The sequence below is a fragment of the Rhodococcus sp. D-46 genome, assembly GCF_011290655.1.
GTDB classification, from domain to species: Bacteria; Actinomycetota; Actinomycetes; order Mycobacteriales; family Mycobacteriaceae; genus Rhodococcus_F; species Rhodococcus_F qingshengii.
The window spans coordinates 348,115-364,667 of the sequence record NZ_JAANTF010000008.1; the positions used below are offsets into that span (position 1 = coordinate 348,115).

17 protein-coding genes and 1 riboswitch are annotated in these 16,553 nt (G+C 64.0%); of the genes, 11 read left to right on the plus strand and 6 right to left on the minus strand.

What is annotated here, in order from left to right:
* The first annotated feature begins 26 nt into the window (after positions 1-26).
* Positions 27-392: a nucleoside deaminase gene (locus G9U53_RS22545; RefSeq protein WP_075832552.1), complete on the plus strand. Its 366-nt coding sequence runs from the start codon at positions 27-29 to the stop codon at positions 390-392.
* A gap of 30 nt (positions 393-422) precedes the next feature.
* Here G9U53_RS22545 and G9U53_RS22550 read toward each other — a convergent pair whose 3' ends face one another.
* The gene (locus tag G9U53_RS22550; protein WP_003944347.1) at positions 423-1,364 is read right to left on the minus strand and encodes an alpha/beta hydrolase family protein; all 942 of its coding nucleotides are present in this window, start codon (positions 1,362-1,364) and stop codon (positions 423-425) included.
* A gap of 115 nt (positions 1,365-1,479) precedes the next feature.
* Here G9U53_RS22550 and G9U53_RS22555 point away from each other — a divergent pair, with 115 nt between their 5' ends.
* The 6 genes from G9U53_RS22555 (at position 1,480) to G9U53_RS22580 (ending at position 7,582) form a co-directional block, all read left to right on the plus strand.
* Positions 1,480-2,229: a hypothetical protein gene (locus G9U53_RS22555; RefSeq protein WP_042452124.1), complete on the plus strand. Its 750-nt coding sequence runs from the start codon at positions 1,480-1,482 to the stop codon at positions 2,227-2,229.
* On the plus strand, positions 2,229-2,702 hold the full coding sequence (locus G9U53_RS22560; protein WP_003944375.1) for an RDD family protein: 474 nt from the start codon (positions 2,229-2,231) through the stop codon (positions 2,700-2,702). Before G9U53_RS22555 ends, G9U53_RS22560 begins: the two co-directional genes overlap by 1 nt.
* Positions 2,699-3,046: a DUF202 domain-containing protein gene (locus tag G9U53_RS22565; RefSeq protein ID WP_003944317.1), complete on the plus strand. Its 348-nt coding sequence runs from the start codon at positions 2,699-2,701 to the stop codon at positions 3,044-3,046. The genes G9U53_RS22560 and G9U53_RS22565 overlap by 4 nt, the downstream gene beginning before the upstream one ends.
* Before the next feature lie 95 nt (positions 3,047-3,141).
* Entirely contained in the window at positions 3,142-4,155 is a 1,014-nt protein-coding gene (fgd, locus tag G9U53_RS22570) for a glucose-6-phosphate dehydrogenase (coenzyme-F420) (RefSeq protein WP_003944371.1), read from the plus strand.
* Positions 4,156-4,301: 146 nt separating this feature from the next.
* On the plus strand, positions 4,302-6,386 hold the full coding sequence (gene pta, locus G9U53_RS22575; protein WP_042452123.1) for a phosphate acetyltransferase: 2,085 nt from the start codon (positions 4,302-4,304) through the stop codon (positions 6,384-6,386).
* Entirely contained in the window at positions 6,383-7,582 is a 1,200-nt protein-coding gene (locus G9U53_RS22580; RefSeq protein ID WP_007726849.1) for an acetate kinase, read from the plus strand. Before pta ends, G9U53_RS22580 begins: the two co-directional genes overlap by 4 nt.
* Before the next feature lie 33 nt (positions 7,583-7,615).
* On the opposite strand, the gene G9U53_RS22585 is transcribed toward G9U53_RS22580, so the two are convergent.
* From G9U53_RS22585 to G9U53_RS22595, 3 genes are read right to left on the minus strand one after another with little or no spacing between them, the layout of a single operon-like run.
* Positions 7,616-9,943, minus strand: coding sequence for a serine/threonine-protein kinase (locus G9U53_RS22585; RefSeq protein ID WP_058228018.1), 2,328 nt, complete (start codon positions 9,941-9,943; stop codon positions 7,616-7,618).
* A 7-nt stretch (positions 9,944-9,950) separates the two neighbouring features.
* On the minus strand, positions 9,951-10,937 hold the full coding sequence (locus G9U53_RS22590) for a glutamate ABC transporter substrate-binding protein (protein ID WP_063315129.1): 987 nt from the start codon (positions 10,935-10,937) through the stop codon (positions 9,951-9,953).
* Between the two features lie 14 nt (positions 10,938-10,951).
* Positions 10,952-12,313, minus strand: coding sequence for a hypothetical protein (locus G9U53_RS22595; RefSeq protein ID WP_042452116.1), 1,362 nt, complete (start codon positions 12,311-12,313; stop codon positions 10,952-10,954).
* 158 nt (positions 12,314-12,471) lie between these two features.
* Here G9U53_RS22595 and G9U53_RS22600 point away from each other — a divergent pair, with 158 nt between their 5' ends.
* Positions 12,472-13,086: an NUDIX hydrolase gene (locus G9U53_RS22600; RefSeq protein ID WP_073513511.1), complete on the plus strand. Its 615-nt coding sequence runs from the start codon at positions 12,472-12,474 to the stop codon at positions 13,084-13,086.
* Between the two features lie 92 nt (positions 13,087-13,178).
* On the opposite strand, the gene G9U53_RS34015 is transcribed toward G9U53_RS22600, so the two are convergent.
* Positions 13,179-13,310 (minus strand): hypothetical protein, encoded by a 132-nt coding sequence (locus G9U53_RS34015; protein ID WP_003944354.1) that lies wholly within the window; start codon positions 13,308-13,310, stop codon positions 13,179-13,181.
* A 248-nt stretch (positions 13,311-13,558) separates the two neighbouring features.
* Positions 13,559-14,254, minus strand: a complete 696-nt coding sequence (thiE, locus tag G9U53_RS22605; RefSeq protein ID WP_007726855.1) for a thiamine phosphate synthase — start codon at positions 14,252-14,254, stop codon at positions 13,559-13,561.
* A gap of 26 nt (positions 14,255-14,280) precedes the next feature.
* A riboswitch (TPP riboswitch) is annotated at positions 14,281-14,427 on the plus strand.
* On the opposite strand from thiE, the gene thiO reads away from it, so the two are divergent.
* From thiO to G9U53_RS22620, 3 genes are all read left to right on the plus strand, one after another.
* Complete coding sequence (gene thiO, locus G9U53_RS22610; RefSeq protein WP_003944311.1) at positions 14,427-15,506, plus strand: glycine oxidase ThiO; 1,080 nt, start codon at positions 14,427-14,429, stop codon at positions 15,504-15,506. (Overlaps the previous riboswitch by 1 nt.)
* Complete coding sequence (gene thiS, locus G9U53_RS22615; RefSeq protein ID WP_003944402.1) at positions 15,503-15,718, plus strand: sulfur carrier protein ThiS; 216 nt, start codon at positions 15,503-15,505, stop codon at positions 15,716-15,718. Before thiO ends, thiS begins: the two co-directional genes overlap by 4 nt.
* The gene (locus G9U53_RS22620) at positions 15,711-16,463 is read left to right on the plus strand and encodes a thiazole synthase (RefSeq protein WP_007726857.1); all 753 of its coding nucleotides are present in this window, start codon (positions 15,711-15,713) and stop codon (positions 16,461-16,463) included. The genes thiS and G9U53_RS22620 overlap by 8 nt, the downstream gene beginning before the upstream one ends.
* The last annotated feature ends 90 nt before the right edge of the window (positions 16,464-16,553 follow it).

The window sequence follows — 16,553 nt, forward strand, 5'->3', positions numbered from 1 at the left end:
TTGCCTTGGTCCATTAGTGTCGAGTGATGTTTTCACCTCGAGATGCCCTTGCGGTTGCTCTTGACGTAGCGCGTGAGGGCATGGAGCTCGGGGAAATGCCGATCGGCGCAGTCGTGTTCGACGACGACCGTGTGCTCGGACGGGCGTATACGCAAGAACGGGCACTCGGCCGACGGGTAGTCCATGCGGACCTTCAAGCGCTCTTGCAGGCCGACGAGGCTCTCGGATTCACTCGAGCGTCCGGTGAATTGACATTGGCGGTCAATCTCGAACCATGTCTCATGTGTATGGGTGCCGCGATCACGCTCGGCGTGACCCGGGTGTGGTTCGCTGAATACGCCACCGGCACTGGCCCCGCCGGGATGCGGGACTGGGCGCGCAGTCTCACCTGACGCCATGGCTTGTAAGGAGGGCCGTGAGGCTCACGCCCCGATAGCGCCCGCGATCATCGGCCACGACGCGCGCATGTCGGCTTCGAAGAGCCCCCAGGTGTGGGTGCCTTCGGGTCGGAAGCTGAACGTCGCGGGAATGCCGAGCTGACCGAATCGCCCCTGCAGGGCAGCGGTGCACATGTTGGTGATGCCTTCGAGGACCGCGCCGGGAACGACGCCGGCGGCCATCGCCAGCGAGTTGATTCCGTCCACCGGGCCGGGGAGGCCGTTGCCGGTCGAGATGAACAGCGCTGTGCCACGCAGTTTCTCGGCGTTGATCAACGGGTCGTGCGCCGCCCACTGCGGGCTACCCCACGGCCCCCACATGTTGGCCGCGTTGCCGCCGCCGAGTATCTCGACCATCGAGCGCACCGCTGCCTGGCCGAGCGGGTCGCCGGCGCGCGGACAGCCGCTGTACGAGCCGACTGCGCGGTAGGTGCCCGGCGACTGGATCGCGAGGTCCAGAACCGGTCCGCCGGCCATCGACACACCACCGAGTGCGTTGACACCGGTCGTGTTGTACCGAGCGTTGACCGCCGCCGGTAGTTCCTTGGTGAGGTACGTCTGCCACTTGTTACGGCCCAGCACCGGATCGTCGGCGTTCCAGTCGGTGTACATGCTGAACTTGCCGCCGACCGGCATGACCACGTTGACGTGTTTGTCGTCGAAGAAGTCACGAACTCCGGTGTTGTTGAACCACGAGATCCCGTCCTCGCCGCCGCCGACACCGGTCAACAGATAGAAGGTCGGGGCCGGGCCTCCTCCGGCCGGCGAAATCACGTCGTTGGCGATCCAGCGGTCCATCGAGGGGGAGTAGACGTCGATGCGACTGACCACGGAATCCGCACTCGCGGTCGGCGCGCTGAGGCCGAGAAAGCCGGCGGCCATGGCCACCGCCATCGTCAGCCGAACCGTGAAACGACGTGTCTTCATATTTCCCCCCAGGCGCAAGCCGGACAGCGTATTTGTGCCTTCCAACAGTGGCACAATGCGAAGAGGAGTGACGAATGTCCGGGTAACAGTCGTATAAGAAGATGGAGACAATTGCGTGGGATCGCAGTCGCACCACCCCGAATCCGACGTGATTCGGCTGGCCTTCGGGCTGGCCGCGATCACGGCTGGTGCGGCGCGCAGAACCGCTGGTCTCGCACTTGATTCCGTGCAGCGGATCCCTGTCGTCGGTGACGCACTCGACGGCGCGATCACCCAGGTCACCACTCGCGGCACGGAAGCGATGCACTCGACCGTGGAGTTCGCCGACTCGACCTTGCGGACGGTGATCAAAGCTGTCGTCGACGCTGCTCTGTCCGAAGTCGACATCACCAAGATCGTCGTCGACCACGTGGACATCGACAAGATCGCCGAGAACATCGACGTGGACAAGATTGCCGAACGGGTCTCGCTCGAACCGATCATCGACCGGGTCGACGTGGACGAGATCGCAAGCCGCCTCGACGTCAAAGCGGTGATCGATCGCCTCGATCTCGACGGGATAGTCGACACGGTCGACCTCGAACGCCAGGTCAACCGCATCGACCTCGTCAAGATCGCCGACCAGGTCATCGAGGGCGTCGACCTGCCCCAGATGATTCGTGAATCGACCGGTTCACTCTCCACGGAAGCCGTGCACGGAGCTCGAGTGCAGGGCATGCAGGCGGACGACGCTGTCGCCGGCTTCGTCGGGCGACTCTTCGGCCGCGACAACGCACCGTCATCAGATAAACCGTCATCAGATAAACCGTCACCAGAAAAACCGTCGACAGAGACCGATCCGAAGACAAACGCAGGCGAACGCTAGTGGCCCAGGAGAGTTCCGGCCCAGCCGGCATCGTCACCCGTGGACTCGCCGGACTGATCGACCTGGGCGTCGTCCTGCTCCTGATGGGTTCCGTGTACGTGGGCTTCGCCTTCGTCCGACTGCTCTTCTCGCCACAGAGTTTCACTTTCTCGGAACCGGGAATCTTCCTGTCCACGACGGCATTTCTCGGTGTCTCGGTGGCGTATCTGACCGCCTGCTGGGCGACCACCGGTCGGACCGTCGGGTCCCTCGTGATGGGGCTGCGGGTGATCACGTCCGGGCATCGCCTCGTGCGCTGGCCGTTGGCCTTCATCCGTGCGGTGCTCTGCGTGCTCTTCGCCTTCGGATTGCTGTGGTCGGCGGTCGATCGACGACGACGTTCGTTGCAGGACATCGTTCTGCGCACCGAGGTCGTCTACGACTGGCGTCAGGACCCGGATCTGGTGGCACCGCACGGAGGTGAGCACGCATGAGTGAACCGAACCGCCCGGACGAGCGCTTCACCCTTGCCAGCGAGCGCACCTTCCTCGCCTGGATGCGTAGCTCACTCGCCCTGCTGGCCGGAGGCATCGCCGTCGTCCAATTGGTACCGGAATGGAGTACCGGGTGGGTTCGCACGACTCTCGGTCTGACCCTGATCGCACTCGCGGCGGCAGCCGCACTGGTAGGTATGCGACGCTGGCTACAGGTGAAGAAGGCGCTCGAGGACGGAGCGGCGATGCCGGAACCGCACGCATTGTGGCTGTTTGCACTGGCACTGGCCGGGGTTGCCGTCGCAGCCGGCGTGGCAACGGTGGTCACCAGCCTCGCTCGCTGAGATACGCAGAGAAGTCCCAGCGGTGTCTGGATAGTCTGCAAAGAACGTGAAGCATGTCAGAGAAGTAAACGAAACAGACGACAAGGGAGTGCACGGTGGCGCAGGAACTCAAGCTCGGATACAAGGCATCGGCTGAGCAATTCGGCCCTCGCGAACTGGTAGAGCTGGCAGTTCTGGCAGAGCAGCACGGCATGGATTCCGTTGCGGTGAGCGATCATTTCCAGCCGTGGCGCCACAACGGTGGCCACGCACCGTTCTCGCTCGCCTGGATGACCGCCGTCGGTGAGCGCACCGAGCGCGTGCAGATCGGCACGTCCGTGATGACGCCGACGTTCCGCTACAACCCGGCAGTCATCGCTCAGGCGTTCGCGACGATGGGATGTCTCTACCCGGGACGCATCATGCTCGGCGTCGGCAGCGGTGAGGCTCTCAACGAGATCGCCACCGGCTTCCAGGGCGAGTGGCCCGAGTTCAAGGAACGCTTCGCGCGGCTGCGTGAGTCCGTGCGGTTGATGCGTGAGCTGTGGCTGGGCGATCGTGTCGACTTCGAAGGCGAGTACTTCACCACTCGTGGCGCGTCGATCTACGACGTTCCCGAGGGTGGGATTCCCGTGTACATCGCGGCCGGCGGACCCGTTGTCGCCCGGTACGCGGGACGTGCCGGTGACGGCTTCATCTGCACCTCCGGAAAGGGCATGGAGCTCTACACCGAGAAGCTGCTTCCAGCCGTTGCCGAGGGCGCAGCCAAGGCCGAGCGCGACGTCGCCGACATCGACAAGATGATCGAGATCAAGATCAGCTACGACACCGATCCGGAGGCTGCACTCGAGAACACCCGCTTCTGGGCTCCGCTGTCCCTGACGCCGGAGCAGAAGCACAGCATCGAAGATCCGATCGAAATGGAAGCCGCTGCCGACGCTCTGCCCATCGAGCAGGTGGCCAAGCGTTGGATCGTCGCTTCCGATCCGGACGACGCCGTCGAGCAGGTCAAGGCCTACGTCGATGCCGGTCTCAATCACCTGGTGTTCCACGCACCGGGCCATGATCAGCGCCGGTTCCTCGAACTGTTCGAGCGTGACCTCGCGCCTCGCTTGCGTGCTCTGGGCTGATCCTCGAGATCAACTGAACGGTGTCTGCCACTCGACGTGTGGCAGGCACCGTTCGTCTTTCTCGTAGCCGCCGGTTGTCGGCACGAGCGTGAGCGTGACCACGATCAGTGGCAAGGTGGGCGGCGGCCCACACTAGGCTGTTGGGCATGCCAGAAGCGCCCGCTGCCGTGTCGAGTGTCTACGTTGCCTCTCCTGAAGGTGACACCGGAAAATCCACCATCGCGCTTGGCGTGCTGCAGATGCTGTGCGCGACCGTCGCCCGGGTCGGTGTCTTCCGCCCGATCGCCCGCTCTACCGAGGAAACCGACTACATCCTCGAACTGCTGCTCGAGCACACCACCGCCGATCTCTCCTACGCCGACGCACTCGGCGTCACCTACGAGCAGGTTCACGCCGATCCTGAAGCCGCGCTGGCCGACATCGTCGCGAAGTACCACACCGTGGCCGAGCAGTGCGACGCCGTCGTCATCATCGGAAGTGACTACACCGACGTAGCAAGCCCGAGCGAGCTGAGCTTCAACGCCCGCATCGCCGTGAACCTCGGCGCGCCGGTTCTGCTGGCGGTTCGAGGCGCTCGGCGCAGTGTCGAGGAGGTCGCCCAGCTCGCGCATCTATGCGCCGCCGAGTTGGCCGCCAACCACGCTCATCTGCTCGCGGTCGTCGCCAATCGTTGCGATCCCGACAAGCTCGACGAGGTCACCGCAGCGCTGTCCGACATCGGAGTTCCGACGTGGAGCCTGCCGGAGATTCCGTTGCTCGTCTCGCCCACGATGGCCGAGTTGATGGAGGCCACCGGCGGCGAGTTGTATTCGGGTGACCCGGAACTGCTGCACCGCGAAGCGCTCAAGGTGATGGTGGGCGGCATGACCGCGGAGCACATCCTCGAGCGTCTGGTCGAGGGCATGGTCGTCATCGCACCGGGCGATCGCTCGGACGTACTGCTCGCATTGCTCAATGCACATGAGGCGGAAGGATTTCCGTCGCTCGCGGGCATCATCATGAACGGCGGAATCACACCGCACCCAGCCATCGCAGCGTTGATGGCCGGCCTCAAACAGCGTCTTCCGATCCTGACGACAACCCTCGGTACCTTCGACACCGCAAGCGCCGCAGCCCAAACCCGCGGACGCGTGGCAGTCGGTTCGCAGCGCAAGGTGGACACCGCGTTGAGCTTGATGGAACAGCGCGTCGACGCCGACGTCCTGATGGACCGACTGGCACTGCCGATCCCGTCCGTCGTGACCCCACAGATGTTCGAGTACAAGCTGATCGACCGCGCTCGACGCGATCGCAAGCACATCGTCCTGCCTGAGGGTGACGACGACCGGATCCTGCGCGCGGCCGGCCGGTTGCTGCAGCGCCAGGTTGCCGACCTGACGATCCTCGGTGACGAACCCAGTGTGCGTCGACGCGCAGCGGAACTCGGCGTCGACATCAGTGGCGCGCAGGTACTCGCACCCGCGCAGTCCGAGTACACCGAGCGCTTCGCACAGGAATACACCGCGCTGCGTGCTCACAAGGGCATGACCATCGAGCGGGCCCGCGAGGTGATCGCCGACATCTCGTACTTCGGAACGATGATGGTGCACTTGGGAATTGCCGACGGCATGGTGTCCGGCGCTGCGCACACCACCGCTCACACGATTCGACCCTCGTTCGAGATCATCAAGACCGCCCCCGGTGTCTCGACGGTCTCAAGCATCTTCCTGATGTGCCTGGCCGACCGCGTTCTCTCCTACGGTGACTGCGCCGTGGTTCCGGACCCCACGTCGGAGCAGTTGGCGGACATCGCGATCTCGTCCGCACAGACGGCGTCGCAGTTCGGGATCGATCCGCGCATCGCGATGCTCTCGTACTCCACCGGGGATTCGGGCAGCGGAGCCGATGTCGACAAGGTTCGCACCGCGACCGCTTTGGTGCGCGAGCGTCGACCGGATCTGTTGGTGGAAGGACCCATTCAGTACGACGCCGCCGTCGAGCAGAGTGTCGCCGACAAGAAGATGCCGGATTCTCTGGTGGCGGGCAAAGCAACGGTGTTCGTGTTCCCGGACCTGAACACCGGCAACAACACGTACAAGGCAGTGCAGCGTAGCGCCGGTGCTATCGCCGTCGGGCCGGTTCTGCAGGGACTGAACAAGCCGGTCAACGACCTCTCGCGTGGAGCGTTGGTCCAGGACATCGTCAACACCGTGGCTATCACGGCAATACAGGCACAGGGAGCGCAAGCGTGAGCGACGGCACCGTACTGGTCATCAATTCCGGCTCGTCATCCATCAAATTTCAACTCGTGCATCCGGATACGGCGGAATCGGTGGCACACGGACTCATCGAGCGCATCGGTGAGCCCGACGGCCACATCGTCTACAACCACCGCACCGGAGTCGAAGACCGGAGCCTTCCGATCGCCGATCACCGCGCAGGTCTGAAGATGGTGCTCGACATCGTCGCCGAGGTCGGGCGGCCGCTGAGTGAGGCCGGAATCATCGCAGTCGGTCACCGAGTCGTGCACGGTGGTGACATCTTCTATTCGCCGACTCTCATCGACGACGGCGTCGTGAAAGCCATCGCGGATTTGTCGAACCTTGCGCCGCTGCACAATCCGGCCAACGTGATCGGTATCGAGGTGGCGCGCGAGGAACTGCCCGACGTTCCGCACGTCGCAGTGTTCGACACTGCCTTCTTTCACACACTGCCCGCGGCGGCGTCCACCTATGCGATCGATCGGGATGTGGCCAAGGCCAACCAGATTCGCCGGTACGGCTTCCACGGGACCTCACACGAATACGTGTCTGGACGGGTCGCGGAGTTCCTCGGCAAGGATCCCGCCGAGCTGAATCAGATAGTCCTGCACCTCGGAAACGGCGCTTCGGCCTCGGCAATCAAGGGCGGCAAGGCCATCGACACCACGATGGGCCTCACCCCGCTCGAGGGTCTTGTCATGGGCACCCGCAGCGGCGACATCGACCCAGGCATCATCTTGCACCTCAATCGCAACTCGGGAATGAAGGTCGACGAGATCGACGACCTCCTCAACCGGCGCTCCGGTTTGAAGGGACTGTCGGGAGTCAACGATTTCCGTGCCCTGCTCGCACTGATCGAGGGCGGCGACCAAGATGCACAACTTGCGTACGACGTCTACGTACACATGCTTCGTAAGTACATCGGCGCCTTCATCGTTCAACTCGGTGGCGTCGACGTCATCACCTTCACCGGTGGCGTCGGGGAGAACAACATCGACGTGCGACGCGACAGCCTGGCCGGGCTTTCCCGTCTCGGTATCGAGGTCGACCCGGCTCTCAACGAGGCGAAGAGTCGCGACGAGCGTCGTATCTCCGCATCCTCGTCGGCCGTCGAGGTGCTGGTGGTCCCCACCAACGAGGAGTTGGCGATCGCCCGCGCGGCGAAGGCTTTGGTGGCCGCACTGTAGGTTTCTGCAGCACTGTAAGCCTCGGGGAGTCCGTCAGAAATTGCTGCGCGGACGCACCGCATTCGCCCGGTCCACGAGGGCGTAGCGGTGCGTGCGGGAGGTCGTGGCGCGAGCGAGGGCGCGAAGGCAGGCTTCGGCTCCGGTGCGCAGACCTTGCTCGGTGAAGGGCAGGTCGAGGATGGGTTCGAGTTCGGTGTGCGAGCGATTGCCGTAGCGAATCCAATCGAGTGCCGTGCCCAACACCAGGGTTCGCATCTGCAGGCTTCGGCTCTCTTCAGCAGGTAGCGCCCGAACACGACGGGCGGCTTCCCGCAGAGTCGATTCGTCGAGTTCGGCGATCGGAACGCCGGACAGCATCGTCAGAGCGCTGGACATCCGTGCGACGTTGTAGTGCCGGGAAGACGTGGGTACTTCGTCGAGGGCGGCGATGGCTGCCTTCTTGTTGCCGTGATCGGCGAGTTGTCGGGCGAGCCCGAATGCTGCGCTCACGTAGTTTCGTTCGGTCCGCCAGACGGTGCGGTAGTACTTCTCGGAGAAGCGGCACCATTGGTCCGGGTCGTCGCTCTCCCAGTGCTGGAGAATCAGTTCTGCCGTCGCTGCCAACGCCAGCTTGGGGGCAGCCTCGCCGGGCAGTGCGGTGAGAACTGTCTCGAAGTGACTGAAAGCGGGCTCGAATCGGTCCAGTTGTAACGCCGCAAGTCCTCGATACCACTCGATCTTCCAGTGGTCCCCGATGTTCTGCTGGAGTTCGCCCAGAACTGTCAGTGCGGTTTCCGGATCACCGAGATCGAGATGAGCTTTGGCCTCGGCCAGTCGAACTTCGCCCGAGACGGCGGCCGCCGGTGTGCCCGATGTTCGGTCGATTCCGTTCTCGCGGGCGTGTTTCAACGCATCGAGGGTCTGCGACGGTTCGCTGTGCACCGCTGCCGCCAGCAACGGCGCGCTGGGATCGGTGGGGTCGACCAACGGAATGGGAAGTGCGTGCGCAACTTCGCGCGGATCGAGAGCGGCGTCGTGGCTGACACCGTCCACGTACACATCCGTTTGCCCGACCAATTCATCGGTGCCGAAAGACGTTCGCTGCCTGCTGAACACGAGCGAGAGTCCGGGATTCTCCTGCCCGGTCTGCTCGGCGAGGATTTCTCGCAGAACGCCGGTGAGTTGTCCCGCGATTTCCTCGGCGGACTGAAATCGCTTCTTCGGATCCGGGTCGGTGGCGCGTAACAGTAGACGGTGGAAGAACTCGTGGTCGCGCAGTAGTGGCTCGTCCTCGGGTTCGGGAAGGCCGTCGAGGTACCGTCCGTGCTTCGAAGGCATGTCGAGGGTGAGAACCGCGAGTGTTCTTCCGACGGTGAAGATGTCGGAGGCGATGGTCGGACCGGTCTCGATGATCTCGGGTGCTTGATAGCCGGCGGTACCGTACAGGTACCCGTAGTCTTCGATTCCGGACACGGCGCCGAGATCGATCAGCTTCAACTGATCCTCGGTGACCATCACGTTCTCGGGTTTGAGGTCGTTGTAGGCCAGGCCGGTGGAATGCAGATAGCTCAGCGCCGGAAGGATTTCCAGTACGTAGCCGATTGCCTGCTCGATCGGCATGTGCTTGCCGTCCGGGAATTCGGCCAGCACCTCTCGCAATGATCGCCCACCCACGTACTCCATGACGATGTACCCCATGGGTGTGCCGTCCGGGCGCGGATGCTCGACGAAGTTGAAGATCTTGACGATGCTGGGGTTGGCGACCTCGGCGAGGAACTGACGCTCGGCCACCGCAACGGCTTGCGCTTCGGAATCACCGAAATGCAAGAGCCCCTTGAGAACTACCCACCTGTCGCTGACATTGCGGTCGATCGCGAGGTAGATCCATCCCAGGCCGCCGTGCGCGATGGGCCCTTGAACCTCGTACTGACCGGACACCAATTCGCCCTCTTCGAGGAGTGGACGGAAGTCGAAAGTGGAACCGCACTTGGGGCAGGTGCCGTGCTGAGTTGCCTTGGTGCTTGCGCTCTTACGACCGACTGGTTCGTTGCATTTCCAACAGAACCGTTTCCGCTCGGGGACGGTCGGGTCACTCATCACCGCAGATGCGGGGTCGATCTGCGGGACGGGGGGAACCTCGACCAGGCCGCCGCCGAGACGCAGCTTTCGCCCCGACCGGCTGCGGCGGGATCGAGTGGAGCGGCCGGTCGGGGAGGAGGATGCGGAGGGCGTGGTACCCCGTATCTGCGCTGAAGTCGGCTCGAGACGCTCGTAGGCGCCGGTGGCTTCGGGCTCGGGCCGCTCGTAGGCGCCGGTGGCTTCGGGTTCGGGACGCATGGAAGCCTGCGTGGCGTCGGGTTCGGGGCCGGTTTCTTCGGTCATGTCAGCCTCAATCCCGGTAGACGGCGGGCGGGGGACCGGGCGAAGGACCGAGGACGCTGAGCCAGCGGTCGTAGATACGGTTCCAGGTCCCGTCCCCGCGGATCCGATCCAGGGTTCCGTTGACGAATCGGACCAAGTCGGGGTTGTCCTTGTTCACTCCGATTCCGTACGGTTCGACGCCCAGTGAGCCACCGACCATCATCAGATACGGGTCTTGCGAGGCGAGGCCCGCGAGGATCGTGTCGTCGGTGCTGATCGCGTCCACCTGCCCCTGCTGGAGGACGACGAGGCAGTCGGACCACATCGGGACGGTGACGACGGTGGCTTCGGGTTGGAGTTGCTGGATTCGAGTCGCCGAGGTCGTTCCCCGGGCCGCGCAGACCCGCTTGCCTGCGAGGTCGTCGATGCCGCGGACGGATGACCCCTGCAAGACCTGAATTCGTTGTTCAGCGGAGAAGTACTGCGTCGAGAAGTCGACCTTCTCGCGCCGCTCGCACGTGATGGTCATGGTCTTGACGACCACGTCGACCATCGATTCCTGGAGTGCGGCGATCCGATCGTCCGACGTCAGGATTCGGTACTCGATCTTCTCCGGGTCACCGAGCAGATCTCGGGCGATTTCGCGGGCGATGTCCACGTCGAAACCCTCGAGGCGCCCGGTGGCCGGATCGCGAAAGCTCATGAGGTTGGAACCGGTGTCCAGGCCCACGATCAGCCGCCCGCGGGCGCGGATGGCGTCGAGGCTCGGCGTGGGTGGCTGCGGAGATGCGTCTGCGGGGGTGGGCCGCAGGCTCGCGGTGAGGTTGGTGCACGACGCGGTAGTCGTCGGTGTCGGGCTGGGAGCGATGGTGGCCTCGGCCGGCAGCGGCGGTTCCGTGTACGACGTGGCGCCTGCGTTGTCCAAGTCTTCGGCTCGATCCGCACCGCAACCGGCGAGCACCAGCATGGCCGCTGCCAGAACCGCGACACATACGGCCGGGCTCTTCCTCCGCATCACCGGTACTCCCGTCACTGATACTCCCGCAGTCGAGGCCAGAATCCGATGAAGATTCCGGCAACTCCGAGAACTGCCAATACAGACATGCCCGGTGCAGAGGCAGCCAACACCCGGGAGGCGTACGAGACGTCGGACCGAAGATTCGTGCGCGAATCCACGATTCCCTGCCAGAGTTCGTGATCGAGCTTTCCGTACTCCGCGGCCGAATCCTGTTCTCCGGCGCCGATGGTGATGGCTGCGGCGGACGTGAAGTCGCCGTTTCCGAGACGGTCGTACATGCGCGTGTGCGCAGCCACCCACTGCTGGCGCGAGTCGAGTGCGGCGGTCAGCACTTCGCTGTTCACTCGGGCGCGTTCGTCGCTTTGCAGGCCCTCGAGGATGTCCCGCAGAGCATCGACCTTGCGGGTGAACGTCACGTTGTCCTCGGCGGTCGAATCCCGCCTCGCCAGCGTGAGGGTTTCCACGGTGCGTGCTTGCTGCGCCATGATTCGTGCCTCGGTCAGTTCGTGCAGTGGCTCGGCCCCGGCGTCGAGCGCGCGCCCGGTGGCCAGCGCGGAGACCAGTCCGACCGTGAGCAGCCACAGCAGAGCTGCAGCGACCGCGAGCGAGGCAAGGATCAACCCGAGATTGAAGCGTCGGCGACTCTTGCGGGAGAAGTACATCTGTGTCGCCACCAGCGCGCACAGCACGAAGACGAACGCCACGATCGGCCACCACGGTGGAGTCTCGAAATCGCGCTGTACTTGGGAGACCAGCGTCTCCTGCGAGGCGTGCAGTTGCTGGGCCATCGGCAGCAGCGAGGTCTGCATCAACTGCGAGGCCTCGCTCAAATATGCTGCCCCGACCGGGTTTCCGACGCGATTGTTCGCCCGTGCAGTTTCGACCAGCCCGGTGTAGACCGAGAGGTCGGTCGAGATGGTGGTCAACGCGCTGTGACCGGCAAGATCGGTCGAGTCGAGACCGGCCGACGCCTGGACGATCTCCGCAGAGGCCTCACCGATCGACTGCGTGTATCGGTCGCGGACTTCGGCGGGTTCGAGGCCGCCGGAGATGAAGGCGGTGGCCGCGGCGGCGTCTGCCAAGGACAACGCACTGTAGAGATTCTGGGCCGAGTTGGCGAGAGGCTCGGTTTCGACGAGGAGGAGGTCGAGGTTCGCCTGGCGGTTCTCGATCGCTGCGGTGGCGAGGAGTCCGGCGATCAAAGTGATCGCGATCAGGATCAGTCCGACGACGGTCAACCGGCCAGGCGTCGAGGACATGAAGGCCTGCAGTTCGCGCCGCAGAAGTGCCTGCTCGTCCTCCGCCGACACTGATGTGGCCTCGGAGGGCGGCAGCGACCGGGGTTCGATGGACGGGACGACACGGTCGACCATCGAGCACCTCACTTCGCTGTAGGCGGGCTACCGAGAAATGATGCCGCCGAGAAATGATTCAGGGCATCTTCGCGAGCATATAAGCATCACCTACACCTGGAGCAGTTTGAAACGGTTAGTGTGGGACAACGGCGAGAGCAGGCGGAGCGAGGTAGTCGATGCGTGGTGACGGTGACGGTTGGTCCATCGGATCGGACGGTACTCGGCATTGGGGTAAACACGGAGCTGCAGGACTGCTTCTGCGTGCCCCCGATTCGGACGGAACACCCATGGTCTTGCTGCAGCATCGTGCGGCGTGGAGCCATCAGGGCGGAACGTGGGCACTGCCCGGCGGTGCGCGGGACTCACACGAGAGCACGACGCACGCTGCCGTCCGGGAAGCACACGAAGAAGCAGGTATCGCCGAGGACGCCGTCCGTGTCCGCGGGGAAGTAGTGACGATGCGCGCCGAGAGCGGGTGGACTTACACCACCGTCGTGGCTGACGCGGCGCATCCACTGTCGACGGTTGCCAATGGTGAGAGCACCGAGTTGCGGTGGGTACGCGAAGCCGACGTCGACTCACTGCCGCTGCATCCGGGCTTCGGTTCCTCATGGCCCGACCTCCGGACCGAGCCTGTTGTGGCCGTGGACGGCGATCCGCACACCGTCGTGCTCGAGGACGGCGGATTCGGATGGTTGTCGGGTAGTGCCCACCAAGGCAGTTCCCACCAAGGCAGTGAGCAGTCAGGCAGTGACCAGAACCTGTCCGAGGCGAGCAGTACCCAGTCGTAGCAGTCGAGTCTTCACAGTTCATACACAGCAGAAGGGCCGGACTCCGCGGGAGTCCGGCCCTTCGGTGTTTCGGTCGTCGACCGAAACGAGGCTCAGCTGAGCGAGTTCAGCGCCGTGATGAAGCTGACCGCGGTGATACCGAGCTTGAGCAGCTCGCTGATCTTGCCGAGGTTCAGGTCTTCGAGCGATTCGGTGCTGAGCGAGCCGGTGTCGAGGGATCCCATTTAGTGCTCCTAGGTTCAGTTAGTAACTGGAGGTAAACTACAACAAACCGAATGGGATGTGACACGCAATCGAAGCAACTGTGAGCAAGATCACTTAATCCGACTTTTCGGACATCCAATCGCACCTAGGAACTGGGAGTTTGTTGTCTGATCGGACAACTTCCGTTCACAATTCGAGTCAGGCGTGCTGACCCGTAACTGTGCGGAAATCGCCCGGCAAACACTTGACGAACGCCAGTTACCGGCTTTCAGCGCCCAGCGACGGCTGCGGCGAGGCGTTGCGCGGCCGCCTGGGGATCCGATGCTTGCGTGATTGCACGCACGACGACGATGCGCGTGGCGCCGGCATCGAGCAGCTCTGGCAGACGTTCCTCGTCGATGCCGCCGATCGCAAACCAGGGCCGCGGCGGTGCGGCGTCGGCGGTCGATCGAACCAGTTCCAAACCGGACGCACTTCGATTCGGTTTGGTCGGTGTCGCCCAGACCGGCCCGGTACAGAAGTAGTCGACGCCCTCCTCGATGGCGGCCAGACTCGCCTGCGCGCGACTGCTCGTCGAACGGCCGATGACGACGTCTTCACCGACAACGGTTCGCGCGTAGGGGACGGGAATGTCGTTCTGGCCGAGGTGGAGGATGTCGGCGCCGGAAGCCATCGCGAGATCCGCGCGATCGTTGACGGCCAACAATGCGCCGTGGCGTCGCGCTGCGGCCGCGAGAATGCCCAGCGCCACCAGTTCGTCCTTGGCCTCGAGCGGGCCGAACTCGCGCTCACCGGCAGAGCCTTTGTCACGCAATTGGATGATGTCGACTCCGCCGGACAATGCTGCCTCGGCGAACTGCGCGAGGTCGCCTTTCTCGCGGCGCGCGTCGGTGCACAGGTACAGCCGTGCTGCTGCCAGGCGCTCGCGCCGGTCGATGTCGTTACTGGGATGTGTGGGGTGCACGGAGCAAACGGTAGCCTCTAGGGAGCAAGGTTCGACACGGGAGTCCTGAAACGTCGTCGTCACTTTTTGTCGTGACTGCGAGGTTCGTAGGGCTGAGAGGGGATCGCGACCAGATCCCGACCGTCAGACCTGACCCGGATCATGCCGGCGCAGGAAGTGGAGGTGGAGTTTCGTGAGTACACACGCTCGTACGGTGTCGGTTGTCGGCGGCGGTGTCATCGGTCTCGCTATCGCGTGGCGAGCAGCCCGCGACGGGTGGGCCGTTCGGTTGTACGACCCGTCCATTGGATCAGGTGCTTCGTGGGTGGCGGGCGGAATGCTTGCCCCGCTTTCCGAAGGCTGGCCGGGTGAAGAAACCGCGTTGACAATCGGTGCAGCGTCCCTGGAACGGTGGCCGACGTTCGGCGAGGAGCTCGGAAAATTCGGGCAATCGGTCTTCACCGCGGACAGCTCGCTGACGGTTGCACTCGACGCTGCCGACGCGCAGGACCTGCAGACCATCGCCGAGTGGGTGAGCTCGCAGGGGCACGAACTCGAAGTTCTCGGTCGCGCGCGCATCCGTGAACTCGAACCGATGCTGGGCCGGGGCATCCGGTCGGGGTTGATGGCTGTCGGTGAGTCCGCCGTCGACAACAGACTTCTGCTGGCGGCGTTGCAGAAGGCCTGTGCGGAATCCGGCGTCGAATTGATCGCGCGGGCCGTCGACGACCTCGCCGAACTCGATACCGATCAGATAGTGCTCACCGCCGGTATCGCGTCACCCAAGCTGTGGCCCGGGCTACCGGTACGCCCGGTCAAGGGCGAAATCCTTCGCTTGCGCAGTAGGCCTGGAGTCACCCCGGCGCCCAGCCGCACCATCCGCGGAAGCGTCCACGGGCGGCCCGCCTACCTCGTCCCGCGCGGTGACGGAATCGTCGTCGGCGCAACACAATACGAGTCTGGTGAGGACACACAGGTCACGATGGCCGGAGTACGGGACCTGATCAACGACGCCGAGGCACTGATGCCGGCGATCGGCGAATACGAACTGTACGAGTGCGCGGCAGGTCTGCGTCCCATGACGCCGGACAACCTGCCGTTGATCGGGCGCGTGTCCGATCGTGTTGTCGTCTCCACCGGGCACGGCCGCAACGGAGTCCTGCTGACGCCCGTCACCGCCGATGCGACGGTCGCGTTGCTGAACGGCACATCTTTGGTCGAGGTAAAAGGAACCGAACCCGAGCGGTTCGCAGTAGCTAAGGAAAATTCATGAGTGAGCAGGTCCCGATCGGGATCACCGTCAACGGCGAAGATCTCGAGTTCGATCGAGCAGTCACGGTGACCGAACTTCTGACGCACCTCGAGTTGCCGAGCAAAGGCATCGCCGTCGCCGTCGACGGTGCGCTCTTTCCTCGCGGGCGTTGGGACGAATCCGTCGGACGTGGTTGGGAAATCGAGATCCTCACGGCGGTGCAGGGTGGCTGAGCAGGACCTTCTCACTATCGCGGGCCGCAGTTTCGGTTCCCGGCTCATCACGGGGACAGGCGGCGCCGCCAACCTTGCGGTCCTCGAGGAAGCGCTTGTCGCCTCCGGTACCGAACTGACCACCGTCGCGATGCGGCGAGTCGACGCGGCAGGCGGCACGGGTGTTCTGGACCTGCTTCGTCGCCTCGGAATCGAACCGTTGCCGAACACCGCCGGGTGTCGGGGCGCCGCCGAAGCGGTCCTGACGGCGCAGTTGGCACGCGAAGCGCTCGAGACGAACTGGGTCAAACTCGAAGTCATCGCCGACGAGCGGACTCTGCTGCCCGACGCAATCGAACTCGTCTCCGCCGCAGAACAATTGGTGGACGACGGATTCACCGTCCTGCCGTACACGACGGACGATCCGGTGCTGGCGCTTCGCCTCGAAGAGGTCGGCTGCGCGGCAGTCATGCCGCTCGGTTCACCCATCGGGACAGGGCTGGGTATCGCGAATCCGCACAATATCGAGATGATCGTCGAGCGCGCCGGCGTGCCCGTCATCCTCGACGCCGGAATCGGAACGGCCAGCGACGCCACCCTTGCCATGGAGTTGGGCTGCGACGCCGTCCTGCTTGCGACAGCGGTGACGCGGGCCAAGAATCCCGCGTTGATGGCGTCGGCGATGCGGCACGCAGTGGTAGCAGGTTTCGAAGCGCGTCACGCCGGCCGGATTCCCAAGCGGTTCTGGGCCCAAGCATCGTCCTGACGGACCATTTCCGGGTGTTTTCTCAGGGTTTATGCCCGGATTGTCCGGCTTCGTGTCCTACCTGAGTACCACTCGGAACTAGACCTGTGG